Here is a 15,812-nt window from a genome sequence, read left to right on the forward strand (position 1 = left end):
TATAAGTCAGGATTTTACCTCAGGCCATCATTGAACTGTCATGCAACACGCTATTGCGGCGTCACCTGTACGCTGACTGTTAATGTTTCAATACCACCGCCGCGCCGTATGCCGCGAACCGGAGCTGCTGTATCGTAATCACGACCGATAGCAAGGCGGCAATAAGAGTCCGTCATCAGTCTGACGTGGGTCACATCGATGCTGATCCAGCCGTGATAATCATGGTCTTGCGCCCAGACATCCACCCATGCGTGGCTTTCAGCGTGATCGCTGGATTCCGGATCGATATATCCTGAGACATAGCGGGCAGGTACGCCCATGACATGACAGCAAGCGAGAAATAAATGAGCATGATCCTGACACACGCCTCGTCCCATTAACAAGGCATCGTTGGCTGTAGTGGTAACGACAGTGCTGCCGGTCTGATAGGCAACCGCATTCCTTATCTGCTCTGCAAGATAAAGGAGCTCACGGCTGGAGGCTGACTGCTCCCGAGGTAAAGAGCGTTTCGCAAACGCCTGAATTTCCGCACTGCTTTCCGTGAGCTGGGTGGGAATGGTGAATATTAATGGCGACCATGGTTCGGCGTCGGAAATACGTCCGGCATCTGGGCTTCTGACATTGACGATGCCCGATGCCAGTATATTGACCTCCAGATGTGGTTCAGTAATGGTCAATGTATGAGATTGATTGCCATAGGCATCTGTGTATGCATGTCGATGTCCGGCAGCGACAATGCTCCACTGCGCTATATGCTGATGCAACTCCGTACGTGGCGTCAGATGCAATTGCTGTATCGTATATGACGATGGCGCGGAGTAGATATATTTGGTCTGATGCCGGATATGGAGTTGCATAATGAACGTTGGTGCTTTCAGGCAGCCAGAGGTACTAAAAAATCACGACTGATGCGATTCCCTAATTCAAAAATGCGCTCCAGAAATTCCGTCAGCGTGTTGTGTAGTCCGGCGTTCAGAATGTCTTCAATGGTGGCAAATTTTAATTCCGCATGTAGCTTTCCGGCGAAACGCTCGGTGTCTGCTGAGACATCATTGCTGACCACCGCGAGGTTGGCAACGACTTCATCCATGCATGCGAGTAAAGACCGCGGCATATTGCCCCGTAACATGAGTAATTCTGCCACGCGTTCCGGTGTGATGACGTCGCGATACACCTTGCGATAGATCTCGAATCCGGAAACGGAATGCAGCAATGCTGCCCAGTAATAAAAATCCTTTTGTATGCTTTCCTTCGGCTGTCCCTTAGCTTTCGTGCCGTGGAATTTCACATCCAGAATACGCGCAGTATTGTCCGCCCGCTCCAGAAATGTTCCGAGGCGTATGAAGTGAACCGCTTCATCTTTTAACATCGTTCCCAGCGTCACACCACGCGATAAATGTGAGCGGTATTTCACCCATTCAAAGAACTGGCTGGGGTCTTGTTCGACGATGCCGCTCGCGAGTTTTTCCTGCATCGATAACCAGGTTGCATTCTGGGTTTCCCATACTTCGGTTGTCAGCGTGCCGCGCACCGCACGTGCATTTTCTCTGGCCTCTTTTAAACAGGATGCAATCGAGGATGGATTCATCGGGTCACGTACCATGAAATCGAGCACATCTTTTTTGGTCAGGATGCCGTAGTGAAAATCAAACGACGATTGCAACTCCGAAATGCCCAGCATGGCACGCCAGCCATTTTCTGCATGTTCTGCTGATTGCGGCAACATGGATGTCTGCACATTCACATCCAGCATACGGGCGGTGTTTTCAGCACGTTCTGTATAGCGTGCCATCCAGAATAAATGATCTGCAGTTCTGCTTAGCATGTCAGTTCTCCAATACCCAGGTATCTTTGGTACCGCCACCCTGTGACGAGTTGACGACTAATGAACCTTCTTCCAGCGCTACCCGGGTCAGTCCGCCCGGTGCCATCGATATCGTCTTGCCAGACAATACAAAAGGACGCAAATCAATATGGCGCGGCGCAATGCCACTATCAACGAAGGTAGGGCAGGATGACAGGGCTAGTGTTGGCTGTGCAATGTAGCCTTCTGGTTTTGCCATCAGGCGCTGACGGAAATCTTCAATTTGTTGTTTGCTGGAGGCGGGGCCAACCAGCATCCCATAGCCACCTGCACCATGTACTTCTTTAACAACCAGTTCAGGAAGATGGGCGAGGGTATAAGCAAGATCATCCGGTTTGCGACACTGATACGTCGGCACATTATTCAGTATCGGTTGCTCAGACAGATAAAATCTGATCATATCGGTGACATAAGGGTAGATCGATTTATCATCTGCAACTCCGGTACCGATCGCGTTGGCAAGGGTCACACGTCCGGCACGATAGACGGACAACAGACCGGGAACGCCGAGTGATGAATCCGGACGAAATGCAAGAGGATCGAGAAAGTCATCATCGACCCTGCGATAAATTACATCGACACGTTTTGGTCCACGCGTGGTGCGCATATAGACGGTGTTATCGTCAACAAACAAGTCTTTGCCCTCAACCAGTTCGACCCCCATTTGCTGTGCCAGAAATGCGTGCTCGAAATAGGCAGAGTTATACATACCGGGAGTCATGACAACGACGGTGGGATTATCGATTCCCATTGGAGCTACCGAACGCAAATTATCCAGCAACATATCAGGGTAATGATCTACCGGCGCAATCTTGTTTTTGGCGAACAATTCAGGAAATAGCCGCATCATCATTTTGCGATCTTCCAGCATATAGGAGACACCGGACGGTACGCGCAGATTGTCTTCCAATACGTAAAATTCACCTTGCCCTGCACGAACGATATCGACGCCGGCGATATGTGCATAAATATCAGAGGCAACCGATACGCCCTGCATCTCCGGGCGATACTGCGCATTTTTATAGATCTGTTCCGGTGGAATAATTCCGGCTTTGATGATGTTCTGATCGTGATAAACGTCATGAATAAACATATTCAGCGCCTTCACACGCTGCACCAGTCCGGTTTCCAATAACGCCCATTCCTTCGCCGGAATAATACGGGGAATGATGTCAAAAGGAATCAGGCGTTCCGTGCCTGCGTCGTCGCCATAGACCGCGAAAGTAATACCGACGCGACGAAAACTGAGATCGGCTTCGGCGCGTTTGCGTTGCAGACGTTCCGGCGATTGTTTGGCTAACCAGTGATGGAATTCGCGATAATGCTCGCGCGTCGAATCTGCTGCGCCGGCGGCTTCTGCCGTCATTTCATTGAAGAATTTTGCCATGTCCCGTTCCACGATGACTGAGTCAGCTTAGCTATATCAAGAAGCGTGCCAAGCAAACCCGGTCGCGTGAATCAGGGCGCGCGGATATAGTCGATCAGTTCGACAGTGTGCTGATCCGGCGCCGGTGTCATCAGACTGATGGCGACCATAGCCACAAAGCCAGCAGGAACACCGAATACACCAGCTGAGATAGGTGCAATATGCCACCACTGATTGTCGGGACTGCCACCAAACAAAGGATGGGTGAATACCATATAGAAAACGCAGATAAAGAAACCGGTGATGATGCCGGCAATAGCTCCCTGCCGGTTCGCGCGCTTCCAGAATATGCCCAATATCAGTGCAGGAAACAGCGTTGACGCGCCAACAGAAAATGCTGCACCAACAAGCGACAAAATATCAGCAGGTTTTAGTGAGGCAACATAAGCGGCGACCAGCGCAACGACGAGCAGCAGTAATTTTGATATGGTCACCCGCTTTTGTGTGGATGCTGTTGGATCAATAATTTTGTAATAGATATCGTGCGACAAAGAGTTTGAAATAGTCAGCAGCAATCCGTCTGCCGTTGACAGTGCTGCTGCCAGTCCGCCAGCGGCGACCAGACCGGAAACTACGTAAGGTAAGCCTGCAATTTCCGGCGTGGCGAGAACAATAATGTCGCCATCAAGTACGATTTCTGCAAGTTGTACGATGCCGTCCTTATTGATATCGGTGATGCTGACCAGCGGATTGAGTTTATCGATGTTTGCCCAATACGTAACCCACGAAGGTAACTTAGAGAATTCGCTGCCGACCAGCGAGTTATAGATATCGTACTTAACGAGTATCGCCAGCGACGGAATCGTGATGTACAGCAGCATAATGAAAAACAAAGACCAGAATACGGAGTCTCTGCTTTCTGTGACTGAGGGCGTAGTGTAATAGCGTGTCAGCACGTGGGGTAGGGCGGCGGTGCCCATCATCAGGCACAATACCAGCGCCATGAAGTTATTCCGTTTGATATCGGATTCAGCCTTGTCTTTGGCCGCATAAGGTGTGTATTGTGCAAAGCCGGATCTGGATTTTTGCAGATAGGAATTGCGTGCTTCAGCCCAACTGTTTCTTGCATCGGCAGGTGATGCCGAGTAGCTTGCCAGAGCCCGGCTGGCGGTCTTGATAGCGATTAATGAGCCATTTCCTGCCTTCAGTTCGTCCAGATTCTTCTGTAGTTCCGCGCGTCCTGATTCCCATGATTCCGGTAGTTGCTGAATTTTCTTGTCATATTCATCCGCACGTAATTTATAAATATTCCTGACTTCTTTTTCCTTCGCACTGTTATCGAACTGTGCTTCTTTTTTTGCCAGTTCAGGCAGAAATGCACCGTAGGATATTTGCGGAAAAGGATTATCGGTATGCTTGGCAGACAGCCACGCAACCGGAATCATGAACGCGATCACGATGATGATGTATTGCGACACCTGCGTCCATGTAACCGCACGCATGCCGCCCAGAAATGAACAAACCAATATGCTGGCCAGCCCGAGGAAAATACCGACCGAAAAATCCACCCCGGTAAAACGCGAGGTGATCAGACCGACACCATAAATCTGTGCAACCACATAGATAAAGGAAATGAATACGGTCGCGAGTACCGCCAGAATGCGTACCATATTGGTATTTGGCTTACCGGCAAATCGCGTTCCCAGAAAGTCTGCAATCGTATATTGGCCAAACTTTCTGATATACGGGGCAATCAGCATCGCAACGAGACAAAATCCGCCGGTCCAGCCTATGATGTAAGCCAGCCCCTCAAAGCCCTGCAAATACAGTCCTCCGGCAAGACTCAGAAAACTGGCAGCAGACATCCAGTCAGCAGCGGTCGCCATGCCATTAAATACCGCCGGCACCCGTCTTCCGGCGACATAGTATTCGGCAATATCCGAGGTTCTGCTGACCAGTCCTATGCCCGCATAAATGACGATGGTCGCGAACATAAACAGATAGCCTATCCAGACCCGAGGCACACCCTCTTTTTCCAGTATCGTCAGGACGATCAGAAAAATAAAAAAAAGTAAGGTGTACCAAAGATAGTACGAGGTTAATCTCTGAGTAAAACGTTTTTGTTGAGACATGTACTTATCCGTCTTTATCGTCTTGTCGGGAGCGTTGTATCCAGCGCATGCCTATCGAGTAAATCGCGAGTATCAGAACGTAACTCAGCGTCAGCCCCTGTGCTGCCAGATAAAACGACAGCGGCCAGTCAAAGAAATGCCATTCGGATAGTTCCCGCGCAAAAAAAAGACTGAAAAAACTGAGCAATCCCCAGCATAACAACAGCGCCGTCGTCAGTCTTTTGGTGCCTCGCCAGTAATGACGTGGCGCAGACTTTTTTTCCGGTGTTGGTGTCGATGGTGTCTTCATTTCACGCTTCGCCAATGAATTCATCAAAGGGATTTAATCGGAACGAAATACGGAAAACGGTACCGGGGAATTGTGGGTCCTGCGGGTACGGATTATCGAGAATTTCTATCTGCGCGCCATGTTGCTGTGCGATTTCCCTGACGATGGCAAGGCCAAGTCCACTACCTTGCACATTACTACCGAGGATACGATAGAAACGTTCAAACACATGTTCACGTTCAGCGACCGGAATACCGGGGCCGTTGTCTTCCACTTCGATGATCGCCAGCGCCAGCTGTTCATTCATGCTGACTTTAACAGTGATGCTGTGTTCTGCCGGAGTATACCGGATTGCGTTATCGATCAGATTGCTCAGCATTTCCCGTAGCATCAGGGGATTGGCAAATATGATGATGGGGAAATCGGGTTGTTCAAAACCCAGATCAATTTTTTTTGCGAATGAAGCCTGTATCCAGTCCCGCACGACATTCATCGCCAGTTCATTCAAGTTCACTTGCTCCAGCGGTCGCGTAGCCGGAGTCAGGTTTTCTGCCCGAGCCAGTGTCAGTAATTGATTGATGAGACGGGTCGCGGCTTCTGAGCTGGTCGATAACTGTAACAGTGAGCGCCGGATTTCTTCATGATCGGTTTGTCGTAAAGCTAATTCAGATTGCATACGCATCCCGGCCAGCGGTGTTTTCATCTGGTGCGCAGCATCCGCGATGAAGCGTTTTTGTATGTCTATCGTTTGTGCCAGACGCGCCAGCATGTCATTTAAAGAGTTGACCAGTGGCGTAATTTCTTCCGGAACCTGGCGCGAATCGATAGGACTGAGATCATCCGGCCGACGCGCACGTATGCGTTGCTGCAATTCGGCCAGTGGCGATAAACCGCGGCTCAGCGCGAACCAGACCAGCGCCAGTGCGATCGGCAGAATAATAAATTGCGGCAGTACCACGCCCTTGATAATTTCATTTGCCAGAACGGCACGCTTTTCCAGCGTTTCCGCGACTTGTATCATGATCTGCGACGATTCCGGCGTTGCGTTTTTTTTTGTCGGTGGCGACAGGTCAATATAACTGTACGCAATACGGTAATCGATACCGCGCAGACTCAGATTTCTGAACTGAATATTACCGGCAGCAGGGCGTTCTTCATCGGTAGGCGCAGGAATATCCTGATCGCCATCGATCAGATCCCCCTTGGCATTTTTTATCTGAAAATGAATATTATCGAGATCATCGGCCCGCAAAATATCGCGTGCCGGTTTGGATAATTGGGTAATCGCCTGACCATCAAATTCTTTGACCTGTTGCGCGAGTACCAGTACCTTGTCTTCCAGTGCCCGATCGAAAGGCTGGTTTGCGATTGACTTTGCGACCAGATAAGTGATGGCGATACTCATAGGCCACAGCAGCAATAATGGCGCGAGCATCCAGTCAAGAATCTCACCAAATAAAGAGCGCTGGATCTTTTCTTCCGGCTGCTGCAATAGCATATTTTCTGACGCAGATGGCGCAGAAGTCGATGATGCATCAGCGATGCCGCTGTCCTTACTCATTACTGTCCGGTATCTGTATTGGCCGGTTTGGCAGCAGGCGCGACAAAGAATTTTTCAAGGCAGTAGCCCAACCCTCTGACCGTCGCAATTCTGACGCCATCGACTTCGATTTTTTTACGCAGGCGATGCACATACACTTCGATTGCATTGTTACTGACTTCTTCGCCCCATTCGCAAAGGTGATCGACCAGTTGTTCTTTCGAGACCAAGCGTCCGGTTCTTTGCAATAACACTTCCAGCAGGCCGAGTTCGCGTGCGGACAAATCCAGCATCTGTTCATGAATATATGCAATTCTGCCGACCTGATCGTAACTGAGCGGCCCGTGTTTGATCACGGTGGGGCCACCACCTGCTCCGCGGCGCGTCAGGGCTCTGACACGCGCTTCGAGTTCGGACAAAGCGAATGGTTTTGCCATGTAATCATCAGCACCTAAATCCAGACCTTTCACACGCTGTTCTACCGAGTCGGCTGCAGTCAGGATCAGTACAGGCAGATGTGAGTTGCGGGCGCGCAAACGGCGCAGCACTTCCAGTCCGCTCATTTTGGGCAGGCCGAGATCCAGAATCAATAAATCGAAGTCCTGAGTGGATAATGCTGAATCTGCTTCTTGCCCGTTACTGACGCAGTCGGTCGCATATCCTGATTGCCGCAGCGAGCGGGTCAGCCCATCCGCCAGAACGCTGTCGTCTTCTGCCAATAAAATACGCATAATGAATATTCCAAACCAAGTTGACTCTGCTGGGAAACAGATAAACGCAATCTGTATAGCTGACTTTATCCATTGTCCGCAATGCGATTTCCAGCAATTAATATTAGCTCAACTTTAGCGCAATTTAGGTCTGTGTAGATTTAATGGCGCAATAAATTTCTAAACTGTTTGAATTTGCGTGCGACCTCTCAAAACCGACGCCGAATGTGATAGGTTCCTGCAGCATTAGTCTAAGAAAGGCGCGCTCATTGCCCGATATGTATTGACTTCTGTTGTCCGAAATATTCTTTCCGTTGTTTGTTCTTTAACCGAGAACAAATCTTGCCACGCTCATATAAGTTGGAATGCCAAGCAAGATATTCAGCGGAAAAGTGATACCAAGAGACATGCCAAGATAGAGCGAAGGTGATGCCTCTGGAATTGCGTAACGCAGCACAGCCGGAACCGCGATGTACGAGGCACTTGCAGCCAGTACCATCAATAAGCCTGCGTCACCAGATGGAATATGCAGCAGCATACAGAGAATTAAAGCAATAGTGGCATGACAAATCGGGGCGAGTACCGCGTAGCTGATAACCAATGGCGAATTGCCTTTGAGGTTACCGAAGCTTTTTGCAGTCATCAGCCCCATATCCAGCAGAAAAAATGCAAGCATGCCTTTAAATAAGTCACCGGAAAATGGCTGCATTGCAGTCTTACCGGCATCGCCGGAGATGATACCCACCAGCATTGCGCCTAACAGCAATAGTTGCGCGCCATCCGTCAGAGATTCATGTAAAACGCTTTTAATGGACGATAGCGCTCCTGTCTGATTTGCGGTTTGCCTCTGCCTGATCGTATTTGACAGAATCACAGCAAAAATAATTGCCGGTGATTCCATTAAGGCCATCGCCGCCGCCATGTGGCCGCCATATTCAAGATGCCTGCTTTCCAGATACTGTACGGCCGTAATGAAAGTCACTGCGCTGACGGATCCGTATGTGGCGGCGATGGCGGTAGCGTCGAGTTTAGGAACTAGCCGTTTCAGGAAAAAATATCCTAGAGCCGGGGTCAGCAGTGCCAGAAAAACAGCGCATCCCAGACTACTGATGATTTGTAAATTTAATCCGGAATGATTCAGTGCAAAGCCGCCTTTTAAACCCAGTGCCATTAACAGGTACAGCGATAAAAATCGGGAGATGTGTGTAGGAATAGTCAGATTAGATTTGATAAGACCGGCAAAGATGCCGAAGATGAAAAATAAAATAGCTGGATCGCGCAAACTGGACATAAATTTCCCCTAAAAATTCTGGCGTCATACTACCCAGACTAAATCATCAGGTAAAATCAATTTTTATGTTAATAATCATCAGTAATAATCTATGAATGTGACTTTTCGCCAATTACGCTTGTTTGCCGAACTAGCAGAGCAGTTGAGTATCAGCGCGGTTGCGCGCAACTTTCATGTGACGCAGCCGACGGTATCGATGCAGATGCGCGAGCTGACCGACGAAATTGGCTTACCGTTATATGAAGTCATTGGTAAAAAAATTTTCCTCACCCAGGCTGGGGAAGAACTGGCAAAAACTGCGCGGGCGGTAGCGGATGAATGGGCTTCTTTCGGCCAGCGTATCGATAGTCTGAAAGGATATCAGCGAGGTCGTTTGCGGGTGGCTGTGGTGAGTACGGCAAAATATTTTATTCCCCGGTTATTAGGAAAATTTTGTCGTGACTTTCCTGAAATCGATATTGCACTGGAAGTGCAGAACCGCGATGGTGTTTTGCAACGATTACGCGATAACAGCGACGACATCTACATCATGTCTGCCCCACCGAAAGATATTGATGTTGTGCAGCAGGTCTTTTTGCCCAATCCCCTTGTTGTGATTGCGCCTTTGTCGCATCCTCTGGTCAACCGGAAACGGATCCCTCTGGAAAAACTAAGCAAAGAACGATTTATTCTGCGGGAGAGCGGATCAGGGACGAGGCTCGCTTGTGATCAACATTTTGCCGCGCAGGGATTTACGCCTGTCGTTCGACTTGAATTAGGAAGTAATGAGGCGATCAAGCAAGCAGTGGCGGGAGAAATGGGGCTGGCGATTTTATCCACACACGCCCTGGGTGAACATTTAGTTGATCAATCGCTTACAGTGCTGGATGTCAGTAGTTTTCCGGTACATTCCAGCTGGTATATTGTTTACCTGAAAGGGAAAAGGCTATCGCCTGTTGCGACTTCGTTTCTTGAATATCTGCAGGCACATACGCATCAATAATTTGATTTTTGTACAGATTCATATACTTTTCCCCTTTTTCAGACTGCGTATAGCATTGAGCCGTAACTCAAACGGCAGCGTTTTGCTGTGATGACCGGCTGAGTATTTGAGGGTATCTGTCTGGCTGCTATGTTATGCTTTGTCCCTTTGAAATTAAGTTTCCTAAATTCATGAATACCAAAAGCAAGTCTATTCCCGTTTCTGAAGCGCAAGCCCTGTTGAGTACCTTAAAAGAGACATTCCCGGTGTTTCTCAATAATGAGCCGCTTGCGATAGGCATAGATAAGCAAATCCTTGCCAGATTGCCCGAAACTCCGCGTAAGGTTTTACGGATGGTACTTGCTTATCATACGAAATCAACGCGTTACCTGCAAAAGACCATCAAAGCGACAACCCGCTTTGATCTCGATGGCAATCCTGCAGAGCCTTTGGAAGAAATGCATAAAGCGCATGCAGAAGAAATGCTGAAAGAACGTGCTAAGAAAAATGCTGAGCGTTCGCAGGCGGAGGCAAAACTCAAACGTCAGCAGCAGGCGGCGGCAGAGGAGGCCGAAAAACTGCAGAAGAGAGCCGAAAAAATAAACCAGCTTGCGCAGAAATTTGCGAAATAACTGATTTTTGCATTGGCGGTATCCAAGGGGGCAACAGCGTTAGCTTTGCCTCCTTTTTTTATGTCGTCGGGAGTGCGCTATTACTATCGTCCTAAGTCACATTGATGCAAATGGTACCTTCGGGTTTTAGTGTCGATATTCAATTAAAGCTGAATTACATGTTTATGAAAATCAGCGATTTATATTTGGGATGAATAATGAATTCTGAACAAATGAATCAGTTAACTTTGAATTTTCTGGTAGCTGGAAAATACGCCTCTTTGATTCCCGTAATCGGGTGCGGTTTCCAGTGACCTTAAAAGTTCAGAGTTAGCTAAACAAAATTCAGAGTTAAGTGAATTTCGATAATTTCGACGGACATTGAGCATGCTGTTAATAATATGCGCAAAAAATAAAAATCGTGCTTGCATAAATCACTGTTTTTTTATACAGTACTGTTAAACGTAGTTACTGATAGTGACTATTTATTTTTCCACCCGTTGCTTATTGAATGAAAGATTCTATGGACGATAAGAAACCTGACAACAGCTCAGAAAAGAGCAAGGCGCTCGCGGCAGCATTGGCGCAAATCGAGAAGCAATTTGGTAAAGGATCGGTCATGCGCATGGCCGATGGTGCTGCGGTGGAAGAGGTGCAGGTTGTGTCCACTGGCTCACTCGGTCTGGATATTGCCTTAGGTGTTGGCGGCTTACCACGGGGACGTGTGGTTGAGATTTATGGTCCTGAATCTTCAGGTAAAACCACGCTGACTCTGCAGGCGATAGCTGAGATGCAAAAAATTGGTGGTACTTGCGCATTTATCGATGCTGAGCACGCTTTAGATGTCGGTTACGCCCAAAAGCTGGGCGTGAACGTCAATGATCTGCTGATTTCTCAGCCCGATACTGGTGAGCAAGCATTGGAAATTACAGATGCATTAGTGCGTTCGGGTAGTGTTGACCTGGTGGTTATTGACTCGGTTGCTGCCTTGACGCCGCGTGCTGAAATTGAGGGCGACATGGGCGATTCTTTACCTGGCTTGCAGGCCCGTCTGATGTCTCAGGCTTTGCGTAAGCTGACTGGCAGTATTAAGCGGACAAATACGCTGGTCATTTTCATTAACCAGATTCGTATGAAGATTGGTGTGATGTTCGGTAGCCCTGAGACAACGACCGGTGGTAATGCATTGAAATTTTACGCGTCAGTGCGTCTGGATATACGCCGCACAGGCTCCATTAAAGCCGGCGATGAAGTCATTGGTAACGAAACAAAGGTCAAAGTCGTCAAAAATAAAGTTGCGCCTCCATTCAAAGAAGCACATTTTGATATCTTGTATGGCGAAGGAACTTCCCGAGAAGGGGAGATTCTTGATTTGGGCGCGGACGCTAAAATTATTGAAAAAGCTGGCGCGTGGTACAGCTACAATGGCGAACGTATTGGTCAGGGTAAAGATAATGCGCGTAATTTCCTGAAAGAGCGTCCGGATCTTGCGCATGAAATTGAAAACAAGGTGCGTGAACATCTCGGCGTCCCTTTATTGCCAGCGATTAATGCGGACGCGAGCTAAGGATACGTTCAGGTTATTTTAAGGACATAACAATCAGCCGATAATTCTTTCTTCAAGGATTATCGGCTTTTGTTTTGTGTAAATAATGATGCAGAAATTAAGTCTTAAAGGGCGGGCACTCAGGTATTTATCCATGCGTGAACACAGCCGTGTCGAATTATTCAGAAAATTATCTTCTTACGCGGAAGATGGGGATGACGTCGATGCAATTCTCGATTGGCTGGAAGTCAATAACTTTCTTTCGGCAGAACGATTCTCTGATTCGTTGATTAACCGGCGTTCAGGTCGCTTTGGTAATCATCGTATTTTGGCTGAGTTGCAAAGTCACAACGTTAATGCGCTTGAAATGTCCCGAATTAAGTCCGAATTAGCTGAGTCTGAAGTGAGTCGGGCCATCGAGGTGTTGCATCGAAAATTTCCCCGTCCGCCTGCAGATCAGAATGAGCGTGTCAAGCAAAGCAGGTTTTTGCAACAGAGAGGTTTTTCCGGCAGATCAGTTCAAATCGCTATGAAGGCGGAACGCCCAGATAATGATTAGTAAGGTAAATCTTTGTTTTCAACGCGCAAAAAAAAATGAGCCGGAATATGAGTTGGGTAATTAGCTGTGCTAGAATCCGCAGGTTTTTTGCAGCGCCGCAGGAGCGGCTGCTACCGTAGAAGCTGCGGTAGCGACACGCAATTGTGGCTTTTTATAAAGTAAGCCGCTAACAAGGCATGATGCCCTCATCCAATCCTGAAATACACCGTACGTTGAAGCATACACGTGCGATTTCCATATCTGCGTTCGCCAGGAACGATGGATTGTGGGATATCGACGCGCACATTACGGATCATAAAACCCGTGATATTACGCTCGCTTCTGGCATCAGGCCAGAGGGGATGGCTTTGCATGATCTCCATTTGCGAGTGACTATCGACTTACAGTTAAATATCGTTGATGTGCTGGCTCGTTCTGCGGCTGTTCCTTATCCCGGATATTGCGAGGCGATAGAGGCTGATTATAAAAAGCTGATTGGTCTCAATCTGATGAAACAATTTCGTCAGGGAGTTAAAGAGCGTATGTCGGGTGTTAACGGTTGCTCTCATCTGACAGAGCTTGCTTTTGTTCTTCCAACTGCTGCTATCCAGGCTTTTGCTGGTGATGTCATTGATACCCGTGATGGCGCCAGCAGCTCAACTGAATCTCAACAACCATTCCAGCTTGACCGATGCCATGCTTTGCGTCTGGATGGCCCGGCTGTTGTTCAGTATTACCCGCGTTGGGCAAAATCTGCGCCCAATGCAAAATCACCCAGCTAGTTTGTTTTTTAATTATTTATACCTCAGTGTCTGAAGGGAAGTTGTATGAAAATTCATGAGTATCAGGGTAAAGAAATCCTCCGCAAATTCGGAGTGACCGTACCACGCGGTATCCCATGCATGTCCGTTGAAGAAGCCGTTAAAGCGGCTGAAACTCTGGGTGGGCCAGTCTGGGTAGTCAAGGCACAAATCCACGCAGGTGGCCGCGGTAAAGGTGGTGGCGTAAAAGTCGCAAAATCTCTGGAGCAAGTACGTGAATACGCTGATGCGATCATGGGCATGCAGCTGGTGACTCACCAGACTGGTCCTGAAGGCCAGAAAGTTCGTCGCTTGCTGATCGAAGAAGGTGCTGACATCAAAAAAGAACTGTACGTCAGTATGGTGACTGATCGCGTAAGTCAGCGCGTGGTTCTGATGGCATCAAGCGAAGGTGGTATGGATATTGAAGAGGTCGCAGAGAAGCATCCAGAACTGATTCACAGCATCGCGATTGATCCGACCAATGGTCTGCAAGACGCTGAAGCCGACGACATTTCCCGTAAAATCGGTGTACCTGAGGGCTCTATTGAAGACGCCCGCGTTCAGTTAAAAGGCTTGTACAAAGCTTTCATGGAGACAGATTGCTCTCTGGCGGAAATCAATCCTTTGATTCTGACTGGTTCCGGTAAAGTGATCGCGCTGGATGCTAAGTTTAACTTCGACGCTAACTCCTTGTTCCGTCAGCCAGAAATCGTTGCTTACCGCGATCTGGATGAAGAAGATCCGGCCGAAATCGAAGCGTCCAAATTTGACCTTGCCTATATCTCCCTCGACGGTAACATCGGTTGTCTGGTGAATGGTGCTGGTCTGGCGATGGCAACCATGGATACGATCAAACTGTTCGGTGGTGAGCCAGCTAACTTCCTTGACGTAGGTGGTGGTGCAACAGCAGAAAAAGTCACTGAAGCATTCAAGATTATGTTGAAAAATCCTGGTCTGAAAGCGATTCTGGTTAATATCTTCGGCGGTATTATGCGCTGCGACGTGATCGCAGAAGGTGTGATTACTGCGTCTAAAGCTGTTTCCCTGCAAGTACCTCTGGTCGTACGCATGAAGGGTACAAATGAAGACATCGGCAAGAAAATGCTGGCTGACTCAGGTCTGCCTATCATTTCTGCTGACACGATGGAAGAAGCAGCACAGAAGGTTGTTGCCGCTGCTGCAGCTCACGCTTAATTATTGCAAGGAATCACTATGTCCATCCTGATTAATAAAGACACTAAAGTTATTACCCAAGGGATCACTGGTAAAACTGGCCAGTTTCATACACGTATGTGCCGCGATTACGCGAATGGCAAAAACTGCTTCGTTGCAGGTGTAAATCCTAAAAAAGCTGGTGAAGATTTTGAAGGTATTCCAATTTTCGCAAATGTCTCTGAAGCGAAAGCAGCAACGGGCGCAACCGTTTCTGTGATCTATGTTCCTCCAGCTGGTGCAGCGGCTGCGATCTGGGAAGCGGTTGAAGCGGATCTCGATCTGGCGATCTGTATCACAGAAGGTATTCCTGTTCGCGACATGATGATGTTGAAAGACCGCATGGCAAAAGCCGGCAGCAAAACAAAATTGCTTGGCCCTAACTGCCCAGGCTTGATCACACCTGACGAAATCAAAATCGGTATTATGCCAGGCCACATTCACCGTAAAGGTCGTATTGGCGTGGTTTCCCGCTCTGGTACACTGACTTATGAAGCGGTCGGTCAGTTGACAGCGCTGGGCTTGGGGCAGTCTTCCGCCGTTGGTATCGGTGGTGATCCTATCAATGGTCTGAAACATATCGATATCATGAAGATGTTCAATGATGATCCTGATACAGATGCAGTGATCATGATTGGTGAAATCGGTGGTCCGGACGAAGCGAATGCCGCATATTGGATTAAAGACAATATGAAGAAGCCGGTAGTTGGCTTTATCGCGGGTGTAACCGCGCCTCCGGGTAAGCGTATGGGTCACGCTGGTGCCTTGATTTCCGGCGGTGCTGATACAGCACAAGCAAAATTGGATATCATGGAATCTTGCGGTATCAAGACAACGAAGAATCCATCTGAGATGGCGCGCTTGTTGAAAGCGATGCTGTAAAAAGGATTTTATTCATCCCCAAAAAAACCGCGATTTTCGCGGTTTTTTTTCGTGCGTATACTTTGCTTTTGAGTACAGACAGTGCAAA

At 48.3% G+C, this 15,812-nt stretch carries 15 protein-coding genes; 7 read left to right on the forward strand and 8 right to left on the reverse strand.

All coding sequences use genetic code 11. From position 1 onward, the window contains the following. Positions 1 to 50: 50 nt before the first annotated feature. From ACOTSW_RS03050 to ACOTSW_RS03085, 8 genes are all read right to left on the reverse strand, one after another. Positions 51 to 857 carry a transglutaminase family protein gene (locus tag ACOTSW_RS03050; RefSeq protein ID WP_423680929.1) on the reverse strand — a complete coding sequence of 269 codons (807 nt, stop codon included), beginning with the start codon at positions 855 to 857 and terminating at the stop codon, positions 51 to 53. A 17-nt stretch (positions 858 to 874) separates the two neighbouring features. Further along, positions 875 to 1,825 carry an alpha-E domain-containing protein gene (locus tag ACOTSW_RS03055; protein WP_186896491.1) on the reverse strand — a complete coding sequence of 317 codons (951 nt, stop codon included), beginning with the start codon at positions 1,823 to 1,825 and terminating at the stop codon, positions 875 to 877. A gap of 1 nt (position 1,826) precedes the next feature. After that, positions 1,827 to 3,251: a circularly permuted type 2 ATP-grasp protein gene (locus ACOTSW_RS03060; protein WP_423680930.1), complete on the reverse strand. Its 1,425-nt coding sequence runs from the start codon at positions 3,249 to 3,251 to the stop codon at positions 1,827 to 1,829. Positions 3,252 to 3,322: 71 nt separating this feature from the next. Then, a complete protein-coding gene (locus ACOTSW_RS03065) occupies positions 3,323 to 5,362 on the reverse strand; it encodes a sodium:solute symporter family protein (RefSeq protein WP_423680931.1) in 2,040 nt (679 codons plus the stop codon). Positions 5,363 to 5,366: 4 nt separating this feature from the next. Continuing rightward, positions 5,367 to 5,675 (reverse strand): DUF4212 domain-containing protein, encoded by a 309-nt coding sequence (locus ACOTSW_RS03070; RefSeq protein ID WP_423680932.1) that lies wholly within the window; start codon positions 5,673 to 5,675, stop codon positions 5,367 to 5,369. Then, positions 5,653 to 7,191 (reverse strand): sensor histidine kinase N-terminal domain-containing protein, encoded by a 1,539-nt coding sequence (locus tag ACOTSW_RS03075; RefSeq protein ID WP_423680933.1) that lies wholly within the window; start codon positions 7,189 to 7,191, stop codon positions 5,653 to 5,655. The genes ACOTSW_RS03070 and ACOTSW_RS03075 overlap by 23 nt, the downstream gene beginning before the upstream one ends. Continuing rightward, positions 7,191 to 7,901 (reverse strand): response regulator, encoded by a 711-nt coding sequence (locus ACOTSW_RS03080; RefSeq protein WP_423680934.1) that lies wholly within the window; start codon positions 7,899 to 7,901, stop codon positions 7,191 to 7,193. Before ACOTSW_RS03080 ends, ACOTSW_RS03075 begins: the two co-directional genes overlap by 1 nt. Positions 7,902 to 8,205: 304 nt before the next feature. Continuing rightward, complete coding sequence (locus tag ACOTSW_RS03085; RefSeq protein WP_423680935.1) at positions 8,206 to 9,171, reverse strand: sodium-dependent bicarbonate transport family permease; 966 nt, start codon at positions 9,169 to 9,171, stop codon at positions 8,206 to 8,208. 91 nt (positions 9,172 to 9,262) lie between these two features. Between ACOTSW_RS03085 and ACOTSW_RS03090 the strand changes: the two genes are divergently transcribed. The 7 genes from ACOTSW_RS03090 to sucD all read left to right on the forward strand — a co-directional run bounded on the left by ACOTSW_RS03090 (position 9,263) and on the right by sucD (position 15,724). After that, entirely contained in the window at positions 9,263 to 10,153 is an 891-nt protein-coding gene (locus ACOTSW_RS03090) for a LysR family transcriptional regulator (protein ID WP_423680936.1), read from the forward strand. A 170-nt stretch (positions 10,154 to 10,323) separates the two neighbouring features. Next, positions 10,324 to 10,764 carry a ProQ/FINO family protein gene (locus tag ACOTSW_RS03095; protein WP_423680937.1) on the forward strand — a complete coding sequence of 147 codons (441 nt, stop codon included), beginning with the start codon at positions 10,324 to 10,326 and terminating at the stop codon, positions 10,762 to 10,764. A 502-nt stretch (positions 10,765 to 11,266) separates the two neighbouring features. Further along, a complete protein-coding gene (recA, locus tag ACOTSW_RS03100; RefSeq protein WP_423680938.1) occupies positions 11,267 to 12,310 on the forward strand; it encodes a recombinase RecA in 1,044 nt (347 codons plus the stop codon). 85 nt (positions 12,311 to 12,395) lie between these two features. After that, complete coding sequence (recX, locus tag ACOTSW_RS03105) at positions 12,396 to 12,848, forward strand: recombination regulator RecX (protein ID WP_423680939.1); 453 nt, start codon at positions 12,396 to 12,398, stop codon at positions 12,846 to 12,848. Between the two features lie 176 nt (positions 12,849 to 13,024). Beyond that, on the forward strand, positions 13,025 to 13,609 hold the full coding sequence (locus tag ACOTSW_RS03110; RefSeq protein WP_423680940.1) for a DUF2889 domain-containing protein: 585 nt from the start codon (positions 13,025 to 13,027) through the stop codon (positions 13,607 to 13,609). 45 nt (positions 13,610 to 13,654) lie between these two features. Beyond that, a complete protein-coding gene (gene sucC, locus ACOTSW_RS03115; protein ID WP_423680941.1) occupies positions 13,655 to 14,824 on the forward strand; it encodes an ADP-forming succinate--CoA ligase subunit beta in 1,170 nt (389 codons plus the stop codon). Positions 14,825 to 14,842: 18 nt separating this feature from the next. Continuing rightward, positions 14,843 to 15,724 carry a succinate--CoA ligase subunit alpha gene (gene sucD, locus ACOTSW_RS03120; protein WP_423680942.1) on the forward strand — a complete coding sequence of 294 codons (882 nt, stop codon included), beginning with the start codon at positions 14,843 to 14,845 and terminating at the stop codon, positions 15,722 to 15,724. Positions 15,725 to 15,812: the final 88 nt, after the last annotated feature.

The organism is Undibacterium sp. WLHG33, assembly GCF_049544815.1.
In the GTDB taxonomy this organism is placed as follows: Bacteria; Pseudomonadota; Gammaproteobacteria; order Burkholderiales; family Burkholderiaceae_D; genus Undibacterium.